Origin of the sequence: Methanobrevibacter cuticularis, assembly GCF_001639285.1 — an archaeon.
Classification (GTDB): domain Archaea; phylum Methanobacteriota; class Methanobacteria; order Methanobacteriales; family Methanobacteriaceae; genus Methanobaculum; species Methanobaculum cuticulare.
Genome location: NZ_LWMW01000054.1, coordinates 25,900 through 45,407, shown reverse-complemented (window position 1 = coordinate 45,407; position 19,508 = coordinate 25,900). Strand labels below are relative to the sequence as shown.

The 19,508-nt window shown below is 29.3% G+C and carries 13 protein-coding genes; 4 read left to right on the top strand and 9 right to left on the bottom strand.

Translation table 11 applies throughout. The features are described from left to right. Positions 1–186: 186 nt before the first annotated feature. Positions 187–2,706, bottom strand: coding sequence for a beta strand repeat-containing protein (locus MBCUT_RS01650; protein ID WP_067258013.1), 2,520 nt, complete (start codon positions 2,704–2,706; stop codon positions 187–189). Positions 2,707–3,549: 843 nt separating this feature from the next. On the opposite strand from MBCUT_RS01650, the gene MBCUT_RS01645 reads away from it, so the two are divergent. Then, complete coding sequence (locus MBCUT_RS01645; RefSeq protein ID WP_067258010.1) at positions 3,550–4,446, top strand: B-box zinc finger protein; 897 nt, start codon at positions 3,550–3,552, stop codon at positions 4,444–4,446. An 861-nt stretch (positions 4,447–5,307) separates the two neighbouring features. Here the strand turns inward: MBCUT_RS01645 and MBCUT_RS01640 are convergent. Together MBCUT_RS01640 and MBCUT_RS10700 are read right to left on the bottom strand one after the other, a co-directional pair. After that, positions 5,308–9,060, bottom strand: coding sequence for a beta strand repeat-containing protein (locus tag MBCUT_RS01640; RefSeq protein WP_169805357.1), 3,753 nt, complete (start codon positions 9,058–9,060; stop codon positions 5,308–5,310). A 164-nt stretch (positions 9,061–9,224) separates the two neighbouring features. Beyond that, positions 9,225–9,377 carry a hypothetical protein gene (locus MBCUT_RS10700; protein WP_169805356.1) on the bottom strand — a complete coding sequence of 51 codons (153 nt, stop codon included), beginning with the start codon at positions 9,375–9,377 and terminating at the stop codon, positions 9,225–9,227. Positions 9,378–9,588: 211 nt separating this feature from the next. On the opposite strand from MBCUT_RS10700, the gene MBCUT_RS01635 reads away from it, so the two are divergent. Further along, positions 9,589–9,897, top strand: coding sequence for a hypothetical protein (locus MBCUT_RS01635; protein WP_067258001.1), 309 nt, complete (start codon positions 9,589–9,591; stop codon positions 9,895–9,897). A 149-nt stretch (positions 9,898–10,046) separates the two neighbouring features. Here MBCUT_RS01635 and MBCUT_RS01630 read toward each other — a convergent pair whose 3' ends face one another. Further along, complete coding sequence (locus MBCUT_RS01630) at positions 10,047–10,877, bottom strand: peptidylprolyl isomerase (RefSeq protein WP_067257996.1); 831 nt, start codon at positions 10,875–10,877, stop codon at positions 10,047–10,049. Then, complete coding sequence (locus MBCUT_RS01625) at positions 10,868–12,067, bottom strand: nucleotidyltransferase family protein (protein WP_067257992.1); 1,200 nt, start codon at positions 12,065–12,067, stop codon at positions 10,868–10,870. The genes MBCUT_RS01630 and MBCUT_RS01625 overlap by 10 nt, the downstream gene beginning before the upstream one ends. 531 nt (positions 12,068–12,598) lie before the next feature. Between MBCUT_RS01625 and MBCUT_RS01620 the strand changes: the two genes are divergently transcribed. Further along, on the top strand, positions 12,599–14,122 hold the full coding sequence (locus MBCUT_RS01620; protein WP_084270674.1) for a dihydroorotase: 1,524 nt from the start codon (positions 12,599–12,601) through the stop codon (positions 14,120–14,122). A gap of 58 nt (positions 14,123–14,180) precedes the next feature. Next, positions 14,181–14,360, top strand: a complete 180-nt coding sequence (locus MBCUT_RS01615) for a CooT family nickel-binding protein (protein WP_067258067.1) — start codon at positions 14,181–14,183, stop codon at positions 14,358–14,360. A 407-nt stretch (positions 14,361–14,767) separates the two neighbouring features. Here the strand turns inward: MBCUT_RS01615 and MBCUT_RS01610 are convergent, their stop codons facing one another. The 4 genes from MBCUT_RS01610 to MBCUT_RS01595 are packed head-to-tail and all read right to left on the bottom strand — an operon-like array spanning position 14,768 to position 18,816. Beyond that, the gene (locus MBCUT_RS01610; protein WP_067257985.1) at positions 14,768–16,006 is read right to left on the bottom strand and encodes a 4Fe-4S binding protein; all 1,239 of its coding nucleotides are present in this window, start codon (positions 16,004–16,006) and stop codon (positions 14,768–14,770) included. Between the two features lie 12 nt (positions 16,007–16,018). After that, on the bottom strand, positions 16,019–17,446 hold the full coding sequence (locus MBCUT_RS01605; protein WP_067257981.1) for a Ni/Fe hydrogenase subunit alpha: 1,428 nt from the start codon (positions 17,444–17,446) through the stop codon (positions 16,019–16,021). Next, the gene (locus MBCUT_RS01600; RefSeq protein WP_067257978.1) at positions 17,447–18,373 is read right to left on the bottom strand and encodes an NADH-quinone oxidoreductase subunit B family protein; all 927 of its coding nucleotides are present in this window, start codon (positions 18,371–18,373) and stop codon (positions 17,447–17,449) included. It abuts the gene before it with no gap. Between the two features lie 14 nt (positions 18,374–18,387). Continuing rightward, positions 18,388–18,816 (bottom strand): hydrogenase iron-sulfur subunit, encoded by a 429-nt coding sequence (locus tag MBCUT_RS01595; protein WP_067257975.1) that lies wholly within the window; start codon positions 18,814–18,816, stop codon positions 18,388–18,390. Between the last annotated feature and the right edge of the window lie 692 nt (positions 18,817–19,508).

Sequence of the window (19,508 nt, the reverse complement as noted above, 5' to 3'; positions counted from 1 at the left end):
TTTGACTATAATCAATACATTTAGATCAATTCTTGTATAATAAAATTTATTAATGTTTTAATCAGATGAAAATGAATAAATATTAATTAAATTATGAAATGAAGGAAAAAAAAGAATGTTTGGAAAGAATACTATATTAATTAACTTCTTTCCAAAAAAATATAATGCAAAAACAATTTATCTTTGTTAAGCTTTTCTGTATACTGTTATTTTGAGTTTAGCTATTTTGTTGTGTGCTAGGTTTTTGACTATTGTTTTTAGTATTTTGGATGCTTTGTTGTAGTTGTATTTGGTGTTTTTTGTTGTTTGTATTTTGTAGAGTTTGTGTTTTTTGAGTATGTTTTTGAGTGATTTTGTGAATGTCTTTGTGCCTGTTTTTTCTCCGTAGTTTTTGATTGAGTATGTTATGTAGTAGATTTTGTAGTTTTTGGTCTTTTTTGAAGTTGTTTTTTTGCTGTAAACTTTTATTTTTGCTGGTGTTAGTGGTTTGTTAACATTTAAAGATTTTGTTACACTTGTTGATTCTTTGAATGTGTAGTTTCCAGTTGAATTGGTTATTGTTGTTTGTTGATATTTTGCATATACATTGTAGTTAGCTGTTTTTGGTACTTTGTAAATGAATCTTGCTTCTCCGTCTTTATCGGTTGTTGCTGAACCTACTTGTTTACCATTAATATAGAAATAAACTTTTTCGCCTGATAGTTTTTCTCCAGTGTTTTTGTTTGTCAGTATTGCTGTTATTGTGATTTGTCCATTACTTGAAAAAATCACTAAATCGGTGTTAGTTTCATAAGTTACATCGACGGTTATATTACTGTTATTCTCTGATTCAGTGTTATTATTACCTGTATTAGATACTATATCACCAGTATTATTAGTTGAGTTAGTATTATCGATAGTTACATTGTTGTTGTCTCCATTGTTAGTGATTAATCCATCTTTTGCTGTGTTATTAGTTATAGTAGAGTTGTCGACTGTGATTTTGTTATTATCACCTTCACTTTTTAATATTCCGTCATTATTGCCTGATAATTCACTGTTACCTATTGCTATTTCGTTTTCATCACCAGTACTACTGATTGCTCCACCTTCTCGTGCGGAGTTGTTAGTTGCTGTTGAATTATCCAAAACAATAATACTATTATCACCATTGCTGTTGATTACTCCACCTTTATTTATAGCATTGTTGTTGTTGAAATCAGTATTATTAGCTATTATAATATTGTTTTCGCCGTTGCTGTTGATTACTCCACCATTTTTAGCGGAATTATTGTTGAATGTAGAGTTGTTAATATTAGTCTCATGGGATTCGCCATTGATATCTATTGCTCCACCATTAGAACTAGCAGAATTATTTTCAAACAATGAATTATCTATATTAACTTTACCTTCTTCACCATTAATATCTAATGCTCCACCAATCTTAGCACCATTATTCACTAAACTACTACCTTCAATATTGATAGTCTGATTTTCACCACTAGCATATAATGCTCCACCTTCTTTAACAGCACTATTATCACTTATAATACTATCTTTAATAGTAAGCACATTATTATCACCAGTGAAACCTATTCCACCACCATTAATACCGGCAGAATTATTAACTATAGTAACATTATCCAAAACAGTATTACTACCATCACCAGTAGCAATAATAGCACCGTAACTATTAGACGCAGTATTATTCTCAAACACAGAATCACGAACAGTATTATCACTACCATCACCGCCAATAGTTAAACCACCATAACTATTAGTTGCAGTGTTGTTTTCAAAAGTACAATTATCAACCAAATTAATACTATTACTTCCACTTAAAGTAGCACCAGCATAATTAGTTGCAGTATTGTTTTTGAATACTGAATTTTCGAGAGTATTATCAGAACCAGGTCCATTAATATTTAAAGCACCATAATTACTAGTTGCAGTGTTGTTTTCAAAAGTACAATTATCAACCAAATTAATACTATTACTTCCACTTAAAGTAGCACCAGCATAATTAGTTGCAGTATTGTTTTTGAATACTGAATTTCTTAAAATATTATCAGAACCATCTCCACCAATAGATAAAGTACCATAACTATTAGTTGCAGTGTTGTTTTCAAAAGTACAATTATCAACCAAATGAGCACTATTAGTTCCAACCATACATACAGCACCATCATTATTACTTGCTTTGTTGTTTTTGAATATTGAATTTTTGATAGTAGTATTGGAACTAACTCCATTTATATGAATAGCTCCACCATTATTTGCTGTGTTGTTTTCGAATGTGCAGTCGGTTATGGTTAATATGATGTTAGTTCCAGTTGATGCGATTACACCACCACTAACTGTGATGTTTCCGTTTATGAAGGTTATGTTTATCAGTGTTATGTTGATTCCTGCATTTATTGTGAATGCTCGTCCATTGTTTTCCATGTCGATTATTGCTCCACCTTTGGTTTTACCAGCTATTGTCATATTTTTGCTGATTGCAAGATTTTTGTTACCTGTTCCTGAGTATACACCATCTTCTAAGTACAATGTATCGCCATCATTAAAGCTACCATTGCCGATTGATGCATCTCGTATATTATCAGTAGTGTTATTAATAGTAACATCTGCTGCGTTTGTTGTGCCGATTAAAGAAAAAGCCCCAATAGCTATTATTGCGGAAATTATCAAAAAAATCGATAATTTCTTAAATTCATTTTTATACATAGTATAAATTCACCTCAATATTTTTTTATTTAATATATCGAACCGTGTTTTTACTTAAATATCTAATATTCAATATAATGCCAGCTATTAGTTAAAAACTAAAAAATGTTTAACAATCATCACCTACTAACTAACATCTCATCAATAATAAATGAAAAAAACTTGTTAGTTACTGAAAGAACAGTTAGTATCCTATTAAACTATTAACTTTTAATTACTGGACAAACATACTTATAGTAATTACCCATATATAAAGATATCACTTCTACACACTCCAATGACAAAACAAGAAGAAACCACAAACCAGAACTAATTCCATAGACTACCCCCCCCCCCCCCTAAACATATAAAGAACTTAAAACCATTCACACAAAAATTAAACACAAAAAATCATATTTTTCACAAAAATAAGACATCTAATCCATCAACGCATTTTCCACCTATTCTTCTATTATAAAGAATAATAATACAACACAATAACAAAATACTACGATTTAAAAATATGCAAAAATAAGAAGGCAAAGAAAAAAAGAGTATTCTACCAATATGTAAATGATTGTAACTATAATATCTAGTTTTTTATTAATTTCTTTAATATTATTTTAATTTTTTATAATCAAATTATAATCAACTAAATAATACTAAAAAATAGTTAAAAACCATTAAATTTAAATAATAACTAATCAAAATCATATAATAGAATAATTATATATTAAAATATAATGAATATTAAAAATATAAAATCATTAATCAAAAATATAATAGCTATTGAAACTATAAAATCATGATTTAATTAAAAACTAATCATCAAATTATAATATAATTAAATATGGAGTGAAGGATATGAACTGTCAAAATCATCCTGAGAAAGAAGCTGTTGCTAATTGTCAGTTTTGCGGAAAAAATCTGTGTGAAGACTGTAAAATAACTATTGCTGGAAGAAATTATTGCCAAGATTGTATGAGTGAACTTGTAGGACCTGAATTAACAGATCTTGCAATTAATAAAAGAGAAACCAGTGCTAGTGAAATTCCTGATCAAACAAATGAAACACTTAAAGAAACACCTGCAAAAGATGTACAAGATACTTTTAATGATGATTACGAGGACCTTTACTCTGATAATAGGATATATGATGATGCACATAATATAACTCCTGAAATAGCTAAAGAAAACATAGGAGGAACAGAGGAGCTTCCTAATGAAAGATCTGATATCACACCTAATAAAAATATTGAAGAAAAATATGAAAAATATTTAGATGACCTTTATTTTGATGAAAAAACTCCAAAAAATGTTAGAGATGAGAAAAATTTATCTTTAAGTGAGCAATTAGCTATTGACGAAGAAGAAAATGGCCCTATAACCAAAAATACTTACATCCCTCCTGAAACAACTGCACCAAGGGAAATTTATAATGAAACAGAAGATGATCAAATAAATAAACAAAAAGGAGTCCCTATTTTAGATAATTTAAGAAAAAGTCACGATAACGACAAAAAAAGTGAACAATACACTCCACATTCATTACATAGACGAATCCAATACAAGAATGACACACCAACTCCTTTCTCAAGTCTAGAAAAGATTCTAACAATTTTATTAATTGTTTTAATCATATTAGTTGTATCTTATATAATATTCTTAGTAACATTGAGTAGTAATTATCCTAGCTTTTTTGATGCTATTCAAGCTTTGTTTACTAATCCTGGGGAACTTATAAATAATATATTCAGTTAATATTGAAAACGATTATTATTATTATTATTATTATTATTAGGATAGATTAAATAAATAATAATTAAATAATTATAAATAATTAAAGATATAACAGTAAACAACTTAACAATTAAAATCTAGAAATATTAAAAATATATATTTTAGATAATTTATTTATATATTTATTATCTATTAAATACATTTTAGCTATCTATATTAAAATTACTATTTTCAAACTCAATGTCAAATATTATAAATAATTCAATATTTTTATAATTAAATTAGCTAGGAATAATTTTTTGAAAGTTTGTAGTTTTTTTATTCTGATTTTGTGAATTTTTGTTTTTTCTTAGTTTATTTTTGAACATTGTAGTGTTGTTTTCGGTGGTATAGTTGTATATTTTTTGTATGTTATGTGTTGTTGTTAGCAAGTCAATGCCATTTTGAATTCTGTAGTCCTCTGGTTTTGCCTTGTCTATAGTTCAAATTACGATATGGGAGAAGTGTCTTTCAACTATTATTTTTTGTTTATGGGTTTCATTATTTTGTTTTTTACCCATTTTTAAGCTATTCTATCTTGGTAACTTGTGGTATAGTGGCTTATTATTATGTAGTTAGATCCTTGTGAGCATTCTTTTAGATGTCCAATTTTACATATTGGTATAAATACATTTTTTATTTAATTTCCCCTAATTCATGGAAAATGAAAAAATAAAAATAATTATTCCACATCAAAGTAAATAAAGTAAAAAAAATAAGTAAAAAAATAAAATGATCTTAATAAATAAAAAAATAAAGTAAGAGAGAATAAGGAAAAAAATTAATTTATTCTCTACTTTTTTAAAATTTTTGGATTTTTTAGCTTTTATAAGCTAAAGGTTTTTATGCGATTCTTTTGTAGAATTTTATTTTGATTTTGGCTATTTTTGCATGTGCGAGGTTTTTTACACTGGTTTTTAGGATTTTTTTGGTTTTGTTGTAGTTTGTTTTTATGTTGCTTGTTTTGCTGATTTTGCTTAGTGTGAAACCTTTTAAAGATTTCTGGAATAGTTTAGAACCTGTTAAAATACCGTAATTTTTAATATAATAGGTTTTATAATAGACTCTGTATCTTTTTCCATGATATTTTACAGTTTTAGCACTCTTAGCAACATGATAGACTTTTATGTTTGTTTTTGTGATTGATATGCTGTTGGATTTTGCACTGGAAGAGCCATAGATGATGTTTTCGGTGTTTAGTCCGTTGTATGCTGCGTTTGCGTAGTATTTTCCTGCTTTAGTTGCAGTAAATGTGTACTGTGCAATTCCTTGACTATTTGTTCTAAGAGTTACAGTTTTACCTGCAATAGTTAAAGTGAGATTTTGGTTAGTTAATATGTTTCCTTGGTTGTCTTTTAGTGTGATTTTGTAGGTAATTTTATTGCCGTTTCTTGTTGAGGTTATTGTGATTTTAGTTCCAAGATTCTTTGGATTAACAGTATAGCTATTAGCTATTGTTGCATTGTTGTAGTTATTGTTTTCAGGGAAAAATATGTCTATATTAGCTATTCCTACATTTGTATTAGGTATTGTTAAACTCCAAACACCATCGATAACTGTTACATTGTATTCTACGCCATTTATAGTTACTGTGATGTTGTAAGTGCCTTCTAATAAGCTACCATTAGTGGTTAAGTTACCAGATATAGTACTGTTTCCACCATATGTAGCATTTGATGGTAAGTTAACACCAATATTCACATTAGCTTTAATAACATTTATTGTGATGTTAGTTTCTGATTCGATGTATTTATCAGTGCTATTGAAGATTATAGTGTAATTATATTCACCTGCATTAAGACCAGATAAAATAACCTGTCCTATACCATTAGTAAAAGTTACATTATACTCAACACCGTTGAGTATTACTGTGTAAGTTCCATCAGCTATAGATCGACCATTACTAGTTGCATTAATCACAATAATTGCGTTTTCACCATAAACAGTGTCATTCACACTAGCATTAATGTTTGTTTCTTCTTTGAAGAAAACGTTGTTAATAGCAGAGCTGTTATTGTAGTTAGGATTATCACTTAAAGTGATATTTAAACTATTAAGTCCTAAATTACCATACTGATAACCCACAAAAGTACCTGTACCATTAGTAAAAGCAACAGTTTGTGTTTGACCATTAATAGTAACATTAAAAGTCTGACCAGCTAAACCACCAACACTAGTAGGAATACTAATAACCAAATCAACACTAGTATTATTCACAATAATAATCTCAGGAACAGTGATATTATCAACACTACCTGGATAAATAGTACCAGTTAATGTAAAGTTTCCGATTACAGTACCATTAGCATTAGTGAAATTAAAAACATCACCAGCTATAGTTTGTACAGGAACCTGTATAATACCCGGAGCATTCAAACTGAAATAACCATATAAAAGATCATTATAGAAAATACTGTTAAGACTTGGTAAATTACTAGCATTAGTACTATCACTAGTACCATTTAAATACACAGTATAATTAAAGTTTAATAAATCACCAACAGTATAATTAGCACCAAGATCACTCATATTAGTAATACCAAGCACATAATAACTATTCACAACAACATTAGTCATACCAGTTGGGACACCATTAAAACCCCAATAATTATAATCAGCATCAACAACAACAGAAGAAGCACCATTCTTAAAAATAGCACCAGTAGACTGATTTAAAAACACATTATAATTCACAACAACACTAACATTACTATCAGGGCCACTAGTTACATAAATAGCCTTACCATTAGCTGCGGAGTTATTTATAAAACTAGAACTAAGAACATCGATAGTAAAATTACACCTATAATTAGTAGTTACGTAAATTGCTCCACCACTAGTAGTTGCAGTGTTGCTTTCAAAAGTGGAATTAACAATATCAACACTAACACTACCATCAGCACCAGCAGTTAGATAAATTGCTCCACCACTAGTAGTTGCAGTGTTGCTTTCAAAAGTGGAATTAACAATATCAACACTAACACTACTATTACTATTAGTAGTTACGTAAATTGCTCCACCACTAGTAGTTGCAGTGTTATTTACGAAACTAGAATCAAAAATACCAACACTATCATGAGTCCTGATCCAACTATATACATAAATTGCTCCACCACTAGTAGTTGCAGTGTTGCTTTCAAAAGTGGAATTAACAATATCAACACTAACACTACCATCAGCACCAGTAGTTAGATAAATTGCTCCACCATTAGTTGCGGTGTTATTTACGAAACTAGAATCAAGAATACCATCACTACCATTAATAGTGGTTACATAAATTCCTCCACCATTATTAGTAGCGGTGTTATTTACGAAAGTGGAATTAACTGTATAAATACTAGGAGTACCATTAGCACTAGTGCTTACAAAAATTGCTCCACCACTAGTAGTTGCAGTGTTGCTTTCAAAAGTGGAATTAACAATATAAGCACTACCCATATTAAGTACACTAACTCCTCCCCCCATACCAACATTATTGCCTGTGAAAGTGGAATTAGCAATATAAGCACTACCCATATTAAGTACACTAACTCCTCCCCCCATACCAGCATTATTGCCTGTGAAAGTGGAATTAGCAATATAAGCACTAGTAGTACCATTAGCACTATTAGTTATAACTATTCCTCCGCCATTATATCCTACGGTGTTGTTTTCAAAAGTGGAATTAACTATATAAGCACTAGTAGTACCATTAGCACTACTACCTACATCAATTGCTGCACCATTATCAGCCGCATTGTTATTAGTAAAAGTAGAATCAATAATATTCACATTAGGAGTACCATTTTCGTAATTATTTATAGCTATTGATCCACCATAGACCGCCTTGTTGTTTATAAAGTTAGATCTAGTGATATTCACATTAGAAATACCAATAGGACGTATATAAACTGATCCACCACCAGTAGCATTATTACCAGTAAAAGTAGAATCAATAATATTCACATTACTAAGGCCACTAGTAGCAGCACCTACATAAACGGCACCACCATTAGTAGTCGCATTGTTATTAGTAAAAGTAGAATTAACAATATCAACATTAGTTGTACTATTGTTACCAGCAGATACATAAATTGCACCGCCAGCAATACCACTATTATTAGTAAATGTAGAATCTATAACAGTTAGATGATTATCTGTATAAATAACATAACCAGCATCATTCTCAATTTCATTATTAATTATATTAACATTTTGCAGTGTTAAATAACCATTATTACTAATCAAGTAACTGTTATTGCCTATTTGTGCGTTTTTTATAGTCAAATTCGCCAATATTAAGCTTACACTAGAATTAATTGTGAATAACTTACTACCACCACTTAGATCAATTACCGTGTTGGCTTTATTAGAGCCTGTAATGGTTAAATTCTTATTTATTATTATGTCTTTGTTGTTGTTGCCTGAATAAATACCATCAGACAATATTATCTTATCGTTAGCTAGAGAGCTATTAACAGCACCACTAATACCACCATCAGTCGCATTAGTAATATTACGATCTGCTGCAAAACTAGTTGATAAACCAACCATTACCAACAAAGCAAAAAGCAACAATAAGACCATCACAAAAGACGTCTTTTTAAACTTATTCATAATATCTTTCACCTCATCATTAAAATACAATATATATCTCAACATACCATCCAGCTATTAAAAACTAAGAACACTTAACAATCAACTACTAACCATACCTTATTAATTAATAAATAAAAAAACTTGTTAGTCATCTAAAGAACAGTTAGTATCCTATTAAACTATTAACTTTTAACTACTGGACAAACATACTTATAGCAATTACCCATATATAAAGATATCACTTCTACACACCCCAAAACGAAAACAAAAAGAAATAACGAAGCAGGAACAAAACCATAGACTACCCCCCCCCCCCCTAAACATATAAAGAACACACAAACAAAAAAACAAAAAATAAACACAAAAAAAACAACCCAATAGAAAAACAACCTACCTAATTCCTCATTTAATTTTCAACCTATTCTTTTATTATAAATAATAAGAATACACCACAACAACAATACTACCATTAAAAAATATATACATAAAAAGAAGGCAAAAAGTATTCTACATCAATATGTAAAAATTGCAAAACCAAAAAAAAGAATGGTCATCCTGATCCAATTACAGAATAATAAACCACTATTCCAAAAAATACCAAGACACAATAGCTTAAAAATAGACAAAAAAGAAAATAAAGAAAATAATAAACAAAAAAATAATAGTCAAAAAACCCTTCATCCACATAAAATTGAATTAAACTACAGACAAGTCGAAACCAAAGGATTACCGAAAATTCAAAATGATATCAACTTAATAAGTACATGCGAAAAATATAGAACTACACTGCCTAAAACAGCATCACAGTATTCTAAAAACAAGAAAATGATAAATTTTCAAAAAATTATTTCCTAGCCAATAAAATATAGAAAAAATAAAAATAGAAAAGTGTATTAATAAAATTTATAAATGGTATTCATTTATAAATAAAAAAAAATAGTCTATTGAATTATTCTATAAATAAAAAAATAGATTATTGAATGATATTATTCTTTAGATTATATTCATTCATCGGAAGATTCACTAGTTTCTTCAACTTTGTTTTCAGAATCATTTACAGATTCATCAGAATTAGTATTTAAAGATTCATCGGAATTAGCAGCTACAGATTCATCAGAATCAAGATCTTCTTCAACTTTCTTTTCAAATTCATCTACGAATTCTACTTTTTCAAAGTCCATGTGGTCCCATATGTCTTTAGATATTCTAAATCTGGCGAATGTTACATCCATGTAAGATTTTTGATCGAATCGTGTGATTTCATCTAATTTGATACTAACTTTATCGCTGTCTATTTTAATTTCAGTTTTATCTAAATCCATGTTTGGATAGGAATAATGAAGTTGAATCATGCTTTTGATTTTTTCTTCGTCATCTTCGATTATATCAGTGATTACTACACTGTATTCCAAATTTTTACCAGCTAATTCATGGTTGAAATCTACTTTTACTCTTCCACCATTAATAGTCAGAACTCTTCCTTTGTTACCATCTGAATTTAGTTCCATTCCAACATATGGATTCATTCCTTGTTTTTTGAACTCTTTCATTGGAACTAACTGTATTAAACTAGTATCCCTCTTACCAAAACCATTTTCAGGAGTAACTTCAATTTCTTTAGTATCTCCCTTTTCTAATCCAATAACCGCTTCATCAATAGCTTTTAAAAGGTGATTTCCTCCTATGATAATAGGTATTGGACCATAATCTTTATTTTCTACAAAAATACCTGCTTCTAAAGCTACTTCTTCAGAAGTAGTATCAAAAATATCTCCAGTTTCCTTGATTTTTCCTGTAAATTCTAATCTAACAAAATCGCCATTTTTTATTGCCATAATTCTATTCTCCTGTTATTATTATTAATTTTATCTTTAAATTCTTCTAAAATATCCTTATTTTTATAATCTAAAACTCGTATAGTAAAAGGATAATTATCAATATAATTAGATATTACATCTTTATTTATTTTTGCTTCCAATACACTTAAAACCCTATGTTTAAAGTGAGTTGAAAACCCTTGTGAAATACAATCTTGGATTTCAAATAATGATTCAAAACTCTTTTTTTTTCGAATTTCTACAATTTTTTCAGCAGTGCTATCATTTATCAAATTTAATGCATTTAATTCTTCAAATGACAAATCATTAGCTGAATTTAAAATAGTGGCTTCATCACGAGACTTATGAAGAGGGGCCATCTTATTTTTAATCTCATCCTCTAAAATAGCTATTGATGCAGGAGGTAACATATCCACAACTTCGCTAAAGTTGCCAGTTTCAGTAGCCTTCCGAATTAAAGTTCCACTTACTCCTTTAATCCTCTTTACAAAGATAAATTTATTTTTAAAATCAAATCCTATTTTTTTTAACGATTTAGAAAAGGAAACAATAACATAATTATCTTCTTCAAGTTTATTTTTAGATAAAACCTCATTAGTATCCATATCAACTATTTTATAAGGTTTAGGTGCTATTCCATGCCCGTTAGCTATTCTCTCTAAGATTTCATCATAACCTTCAAAAGGACGATACCCTCTTGGAATAAAATCAGTGTTCAATGCTTTAAACATCTTAGCTAAGCATAAAGAATATTGACCAGACCCCATAATTCCCATAGGAGGGCCTTCTACAACAATATCAGCTCCAACTTCAATAGCTATTTTAGCCCTTGCTTGTCGAGTCATTATAAAAGGAACACCTCTCCCACTTCTCTCAAAAAGTCCAGGCACTATAGCTACAAACATTCCATTAGGAACTTTAGATTTAGCTACATTCATACAATGAAAATGACCTTTATGAAGAGGATTATATTCTGTGAAATCAGCGATTATAGGCTTTTCTGATGTTTTCTGATTTTTTGAATTACCATATTCATTTAGATAACTTGAAGTATTATCCTCTGCTATTTTACTATCCTCAGAAATAGAATTTTGAGAATCAGAATAATCTTTAAAAAATATCCTTCTGTCTCTTTCTATTATTTTTTTCACAAATTTTTCTGATGGAACTAATTCATCTGAAGGCATGATATTAATTTATAATGTTAATTATAATTAATTTATTGTTTATAAAAACAGAAAATTTATAATTTTAAAAATCTTTAATCCCATATTCTTTATTAATTATTATCTATTCTTTATTAATTATTATCTATTCTTTATTAATTATTATCTATTCTTTATTAATTATTATCTATTATTTAGTATTTATTTTTTATTAATTATTAATTACTTTCTATTATTTATTAATTATTATCTATTATTTAGTATTTATTTTTTATTAATTATTATTTATTATTTATTATTTATTTTATTGCTCACAAAAATAATATTATTCTAATATAAATAATAATGAAAAATAATAATGAAGATAATAATAAAAAATATAAAAATTTATCATATACAAAAAATAAATATTCTTATTATAAAGAGAAAAAATATAATGATTAATAATAAAGTCAATGATATTCACCTTATTAAAAGAATAATATTTATTATATAACAAAATCAATGAATATAATTTCTTATGAAAAAATTAAAATAAAAATGGAAGGAACAATGAATGATTTAGTTCTCAAAAATTCTAAACTTGTGAATAAGTCAGGAAGCTATTATGTTAGTGTGAATGATGGGAAAATAGCTAACATATCTAAACAACCATTAAAGGCAGATGTAGAAATTGATATTAATGAAAAATTTGTTTTACCCGGACTTATAGATCCACATGTCCATTTTAGAGACCCTGGATTAACTTATAAAGAGAGTTTTAAAAGTGGTAGCTTCGCTGCAGCAAATGGAGGATTTACAACAATTATAGATATGCCAAATACAGTTCCTCAAACCAACACAGCTGAAAATTTTAAGGAAAAAATGAAAATAGCTAAAAATAAGAGTATTGTTGACTTTGGTCTACACAGTGGAATAAATAATTTAGAAGAGATAAAAAAGATAGCTGAACTAAAACCAAGTTCATTTAAAATATTTATGGATTTAGAAGAAGATAATTCTTTGGACACCATATTTAGAAATATTTCAATAGCTGAAAGAGATTTAAATAGTGAAAATTCTAAATCACAAAAATTTAATCTTAAAATCACAGTTCATGGCGAAAATAAAGCTATTATAGAAGATAATACTGAAAGACTTAAAAAAATGGAATGTATTAGAGGTAATGCTCCTATAGACTACAGTTATGCTAGACCAAGTAAAGCAGAGGTCGTTTCAGTAAAATATGCAATATCATTGGCTAAAAAATATAATATTGACTTACATATATGTCATTTAAGCACCAAAGAAGCGTTAGATATTGCAAAATTAGAACAAAAAAGGCAATATGATATAGATAATACACTAAAATCCAAAACAAAACAAAACAAAACAGATAATACACTAAAATCCAAAACAACACAAAACAACACAAAAAATACACTAAAATCCAAAACAACACAAAACAACACAAAAAATACACTAAAATCCAAAAGAAAACAGGAAAATACAACAGAATCCTATAAGTCAAAAATCCATAATATAACCACAGAAATCACACCACATCATTTACTACTTGATAGTGATGTTTTCGACAAATATGGGACAATAGCTAAGACTAATCCTCCACTTCGCCTAAAAGGTGAAAATTTAGCAGTGACTGATTTGGGTGACATTGACATGATTGGAACAGATCATGCCCCCCATACCCTTGAAGAAAAAGAAAGAGGTGTGTGGAACTCTGCACCAGGAATCCCTAACTTAGAAACTGTTCTGTCTCTACTTTTAACTGAAGTGAATAAAGGAAGCATTGAACTTTCATCAATATCAAAATTATTATCAGAAAATCCTGCAAAGATATTTGGACTGAAAAATAAAGGAAATATTGAAGTAGGAAAAGATGCAGATTTTGTTGTAGTAGATCTTAAAAAAGAAGGAAAGTTCAACCTAGATAATTTTTATACTAAAGCAAAATATACTCCCTTTGAAAATTATGAATATAAAGGAATAGCTATTATGACCATCTCTAATGGAAATATTATAATGAATGATGGGGATGTGATTGGGAATAATGAAGGGAAATATGTTCACTATTAATTTAATAAAAAAGACGGTTAATAATTTAATAAGAAAATAATATAGCGAGGTTTTAATGATGTGTGAATCAAATATTTATAATACAAATGATGAGTTAATAATGGAAGATGTTATGAGTGTAAAAATTGATGGAGATAAAATATCTATGACAGACATATTGAACAATAAAAAATCAGTGAAAGGAAAATTTGTTCAATTAGAGCTTGAAGAACATAAACTATTCATCCAAGAACAATGAAATATATCTAAAAATAAATTTATCATATTAATTATTTAAATCAACTAATTTTTTCATATTTAAAAAAATTAATCGTGATTAGTGATTGTATTTAGATTTAACAATAGTAAAAAATGTTTAAATTTCACAATAATAAAAATATTATAGTACAAAACCAAATTTTTGACAATAAAAATATCAATTATTATATAAAGAATCAGAAAATATACTGCCAAAAATTAAGTATCTGACTATATTAAAAATAATTCCAAAAAATTAATTCTATTAAATAATCTTAAGAATATAATTATTTAAGAATATAATTATTATTAAAAATAATTTCAAAAAAAAATAATCTAATGGTATTTTAACCATGAAAAAGAAAATAAAAAAAGTATTAGATGGATAACCATCTAAATTGTTTTTGTTTATTTGAATTCCATTGCGTCTTTTGGACATGCCTCGATACATTGTTCACATAGAGTACAGAAACCAACAAGAGGTAAATTACCTTCTTCTTTAAGTTTTAACATATCATATGGACAAACATCAATACAATCCCCACATTTATTACATAATGATGGGTTAAACACAATTCTGTTTCTTTGAACTATTTCACCATCAGCTACTTTATCCATAGGTGATAATGTTAAAGCACCTTCAGGACATTTTGCAGCACATGCTCCACATCTTACACACATGTTAAATGATGGGTCATTGTCTGTTTGAATATCATCTGGCATTTGAGTACCGTCTTTTCTAACTACCCGAATAGCTTCAGATGGGCAGACAGATGCACATGCACCTAAGAAGTCACATTTTTCAGAATTATTAACTACTCCTTCTTCATTAGCAGGTTTTGCATCTCCCCATTCGATATCTAAACTAATAGCATCAACAGGACAAATTTTTTCACATAAACTGCATGCAGCACAAATAGTTGGAAGTTTTACTGTCATATCAGACTTAGATTCTTCTATAAAGTCACCTGGACAAGCATCTACACAGCTATTACAACCAATACAAGTTTCAGCATCTAATTCAAATGATTTTATTTCTTTTGAACGTTTTTCTGGTTTTATTTCAGATATGAAAACTGCATCCCATGGACAAGTTTGTGAGCAGACACCACATTTAATACATGTGTCTTCATCAATTTCTATTACTCCGCCAGTTTCAGCCAAAGTAATTGCATCGACAGGACATTCCGGAACACATGTTCCACATCCAACACAATCTTTTATGAAAATTGGACCTTCAAGATCTAATTCACGAGTTTTAGGTTCTTTAATACCAGGAATCCCAATGACTCCAACTGGGCAGATATTTACACATTTTTGACACATCACACAGAATCCTTGTAAAGGCATGGTTTTCTGATCATTGTCAAGTTTTAAGGTTTGAGGAGGGCAAACTGCTACGCAATCTCCACACTCATTACACTTAGCAGGATTATAAAGAATCCTTGCTTGAGTGTTCCCTTTCTCATCAATGAGTAACTCATCTACAGCAAGTGCATCTTGTGGGCAAATGTCAACACATTTAGGCTCTCCACCACAGATATCACAATAGACAACCTTTTGGTTCTCTAATTCAATAGCTGCTGATGGACAAGTTCCCTCACATGCTCCACATTTAATGCAGTCTTCTTGATTGACTACTATCATTTTTACACCCACTTATACTTTGTTTATTAAATTACCATTGCTGTCATAAACTTCTATGGTAGCTAATTTCATTTGACTATCCATTGAATGGGTAGCACAAGATAAACATGGATCGTATGCTCTAATAACCATTTCCATCAAATTGAAAATCTTATCATCTACTTCAACACCAGGTTTAATATAATCTTTAGCTACTTTCTGAATACCCATTTCCATAGCAGGATTATTTTGGATAGTTGCAACGACGATGTTAACGTTGGTCATTAAACCATCATCATCAGTTTTGTAATGGTGTATTAAAGTACCACGAGGTGCTTCTACAATACCTGCACCTTCACCAGCTACTCTTTCAATAGAATCTGGGAATTTTTGACCAGTTAAGTCTCCTTCTAAATGGCTAGCTGCACATTCAGCAGAAGCTAACAATTCTATTAATCTTGCCCAATGGAAAAGTAATGGTGCTTGTGCATAACCAAATTTGTCATGGAATTCTTTAAATCTATCTTGAGCTAAAGGAGCAGCATCAGGCATTTTATCAGCTACATTTATTCTTGATAATGGAGCTACTCTGTAAATACCCTCAGGATAACCTAACTCTTTGATATAAGGGAATTTTAACCATGAGTATGGTTTAACATGTTCGGCTACAACATCTAAGTATTCAAGATTGTTATATTCATATTCAACTTTAGAACCATCTTTACTTTTTATTCTTACATCACCATTGTAAACATCCCAAACTCCATCTTTAGTAAGACCACAGTGCCTTGTATCACCAAAGTTACCTAAAGTGGAAGCTAAATCAATTTTATCTTCAAAAATAGGAATAGCTAAATCCAAAGTAGCTTGAGCTAATTCAATGTTTTGTTGAGCTTTACCAAGCAAATCTTTTTGGGTTTCAGCGTCTAAATCAGTGGAAATACCACCAGGAGTTGAAGAAGTTGGGTGTATTGCTCTTCCACCAACAGCTTTAACAATATCTAAACCGTTTTTCCTTATTTGGATAGCCTGTAAAGCTACTTCTGGCATATCTTTAATAACTTGGAAAACATTTCTTGTTTTTCTAGTTCCATCAGGAACAACAAAATCAGGAGCTGATAAGAAATAGAAGCTAAGTGCATGGGAGTGCATATATGAACCCCAATTCATGAGCTCTCTCATTTTATAAGCAGCAGGCAAGATTTCATCATCTTTAAAACCATAACATTGATCAGCAGCTTTTGCAGCAGCTAAGTGGTGTTGTACATCACAAATTCCACAGATTCTAGGAACTATCCTTGGAGCTTCCTCCACAGGACGTCCTTGCATAAATTTTTCAAATCCTCTAAATTCCATAACATGTAATCTAGTATCTTGAACATTTCCTGCATCATCGAGATTTACAGTAATTTTTGCATGTCCTTCAATACGAGTTACAGGTTCCATAGTAAGTTTTACCATTTATTTGCCCCCGTTTTGCATTTTTAAAGGTATTAAAGCAGCTGGTAAAGTGTAAGTATAGAAAGTACCAACAATATCATCTATTTGATCAGCTACTTGTTCTGGGTCAATTGTTTTATCTTCTTCTACACCATAATCTGAAGCAATAGCACTTATCATTTTAGCACCTTGATCCATAACTTTAGAAGTAGGACCATAACATCCTCTACATTGGATAGCTATGCTTGGACATTCCGCACCACATAGTGAGATGGTAGCTGGTCCCATACATATTAATCCTTGAGGAATTAAACATAAATCATCTTCAGGTTTTCCAATTTCAAATTGTCTCTTAATGAATTCCATAGATAAACCTTCAGGTGGTTTTTCTCTTGGACAAACTTCACAAAGATTTGTAGTTGGTAATTCTACATTTTCTCCTTTAAGTAAAGCCACAACCGCTTCAGCTACAACGTCAGATCTTGGAGGACATCCTGGAACATTTAAATCCACATTTATTACATCTCCAAGAGGTCTAACTCTACTTTCTAATGAAGGAACATCTTCATTAGGGATTATTTCATCAGGATTGACAGTACTTGGAGAATTAATATAAGCTTCTTGTTCTAATTCTTCAACAGTGTTTAAGTTACCTAATCCTGGAACTCCACCATAACAAGAGCAGGTCCCATAATTAATAATAAAATTAGCTTTTTCTCTTAATTCTTCAGCTAGTTCTCTGTTTTCTTCGTTTCTGATTCCACCTTCAATGATTACTACATCCATTTCTGGAATTTCATCATATTTAGTATCCATTAAAACTGGAGAAAATTCAAAATCAGCGAGGTCTAAAACATCTAATAAAGATTCATGAAAATCAGCAATAGATAAGTGACATCCAGAACATCCGCCTAACCACATAGTTCCTATTTTAGCTTTTTGTGCCATTTTATTTCCTCCGCTTAAGCCTCAGCATCTAACTGCTCTTTCAAAGGTGCAGGGCCCAATTCTTTAATTCGATTAACCATCATTTTAACTGTTTCTGCAAATTTTTCACCTTCAGATGCAGAGATCCAGTCATGATAAATTCTTTCTTTTCCAATTCCTAAATCATCCGCTAATTTATAAATTATTCTCATTCTACGATCTAATTTATAATTACCTGCGTCATAGTGACAATCACCGTGGTGACACCCAGCTACAATTACGCCATCTGCACCTTCTTTGAATGCCTTCAATATAAATTGAGGTTCAATTCTTCCAGAACACATTACCCTAATAACCCTTATATTTGGGGGATATTGCATCCTAGCTGTACCTGCAGTATCTGCTCCACCATAGGAACACCAGTTGCAACAAAACATTACAATTTTTACATCATCATCAGCCATAGAGTTTCCTCCTCTATTAAATAAAATTTTATTCTATTTTATTTATTTTTATTTATCAATTATATAAACCTCAACTAAATCAGCTACTGATTAGCTATTAACTGGCATATGATTAGCTGTTAATAAACTGCTAATCAGCTGTTAACCAGCTGTTAATTTTTAGCTATAGTTTAAATTTATGCGTACCTCAATGAGCTAGCTCAGCTTTACATTAATGTACTGATAATACTTTGGAATGAAGTTAATATAAAGGTTACTTAGAAATTTATTTAGAAAGATTTATATAATAGATTAAGATTATGAAAACTAGTAATAAAAATGTTTAATTCTCAATGTATATGGCTTATTTTGAATAAAAACTAACATATCTAACTTCAATTTTAGCAAACATTTTAAAATCTTTTAAAATCCTTTTTAAGCTATTTAGAAGTATTTAAAAATATTTAAAAAGATTTTAAAAATAACTTTTATAATCTATAAAAAAATTAATGATTGTATAATTGATTATTATTATATTTCCATTAAATAAACACCTTAAAAAAGTTTTTAATAAGAGTTTTAAATTTCTTAGTACTATATTATAAATTTCTTAATACAATATTCATTTTATTATGACATTTTATTATGAAATATATGGTTAAAATTAAATTGCAAAAAATTTATTTTAGAAATTTCTGCTATCTAGTAATTTT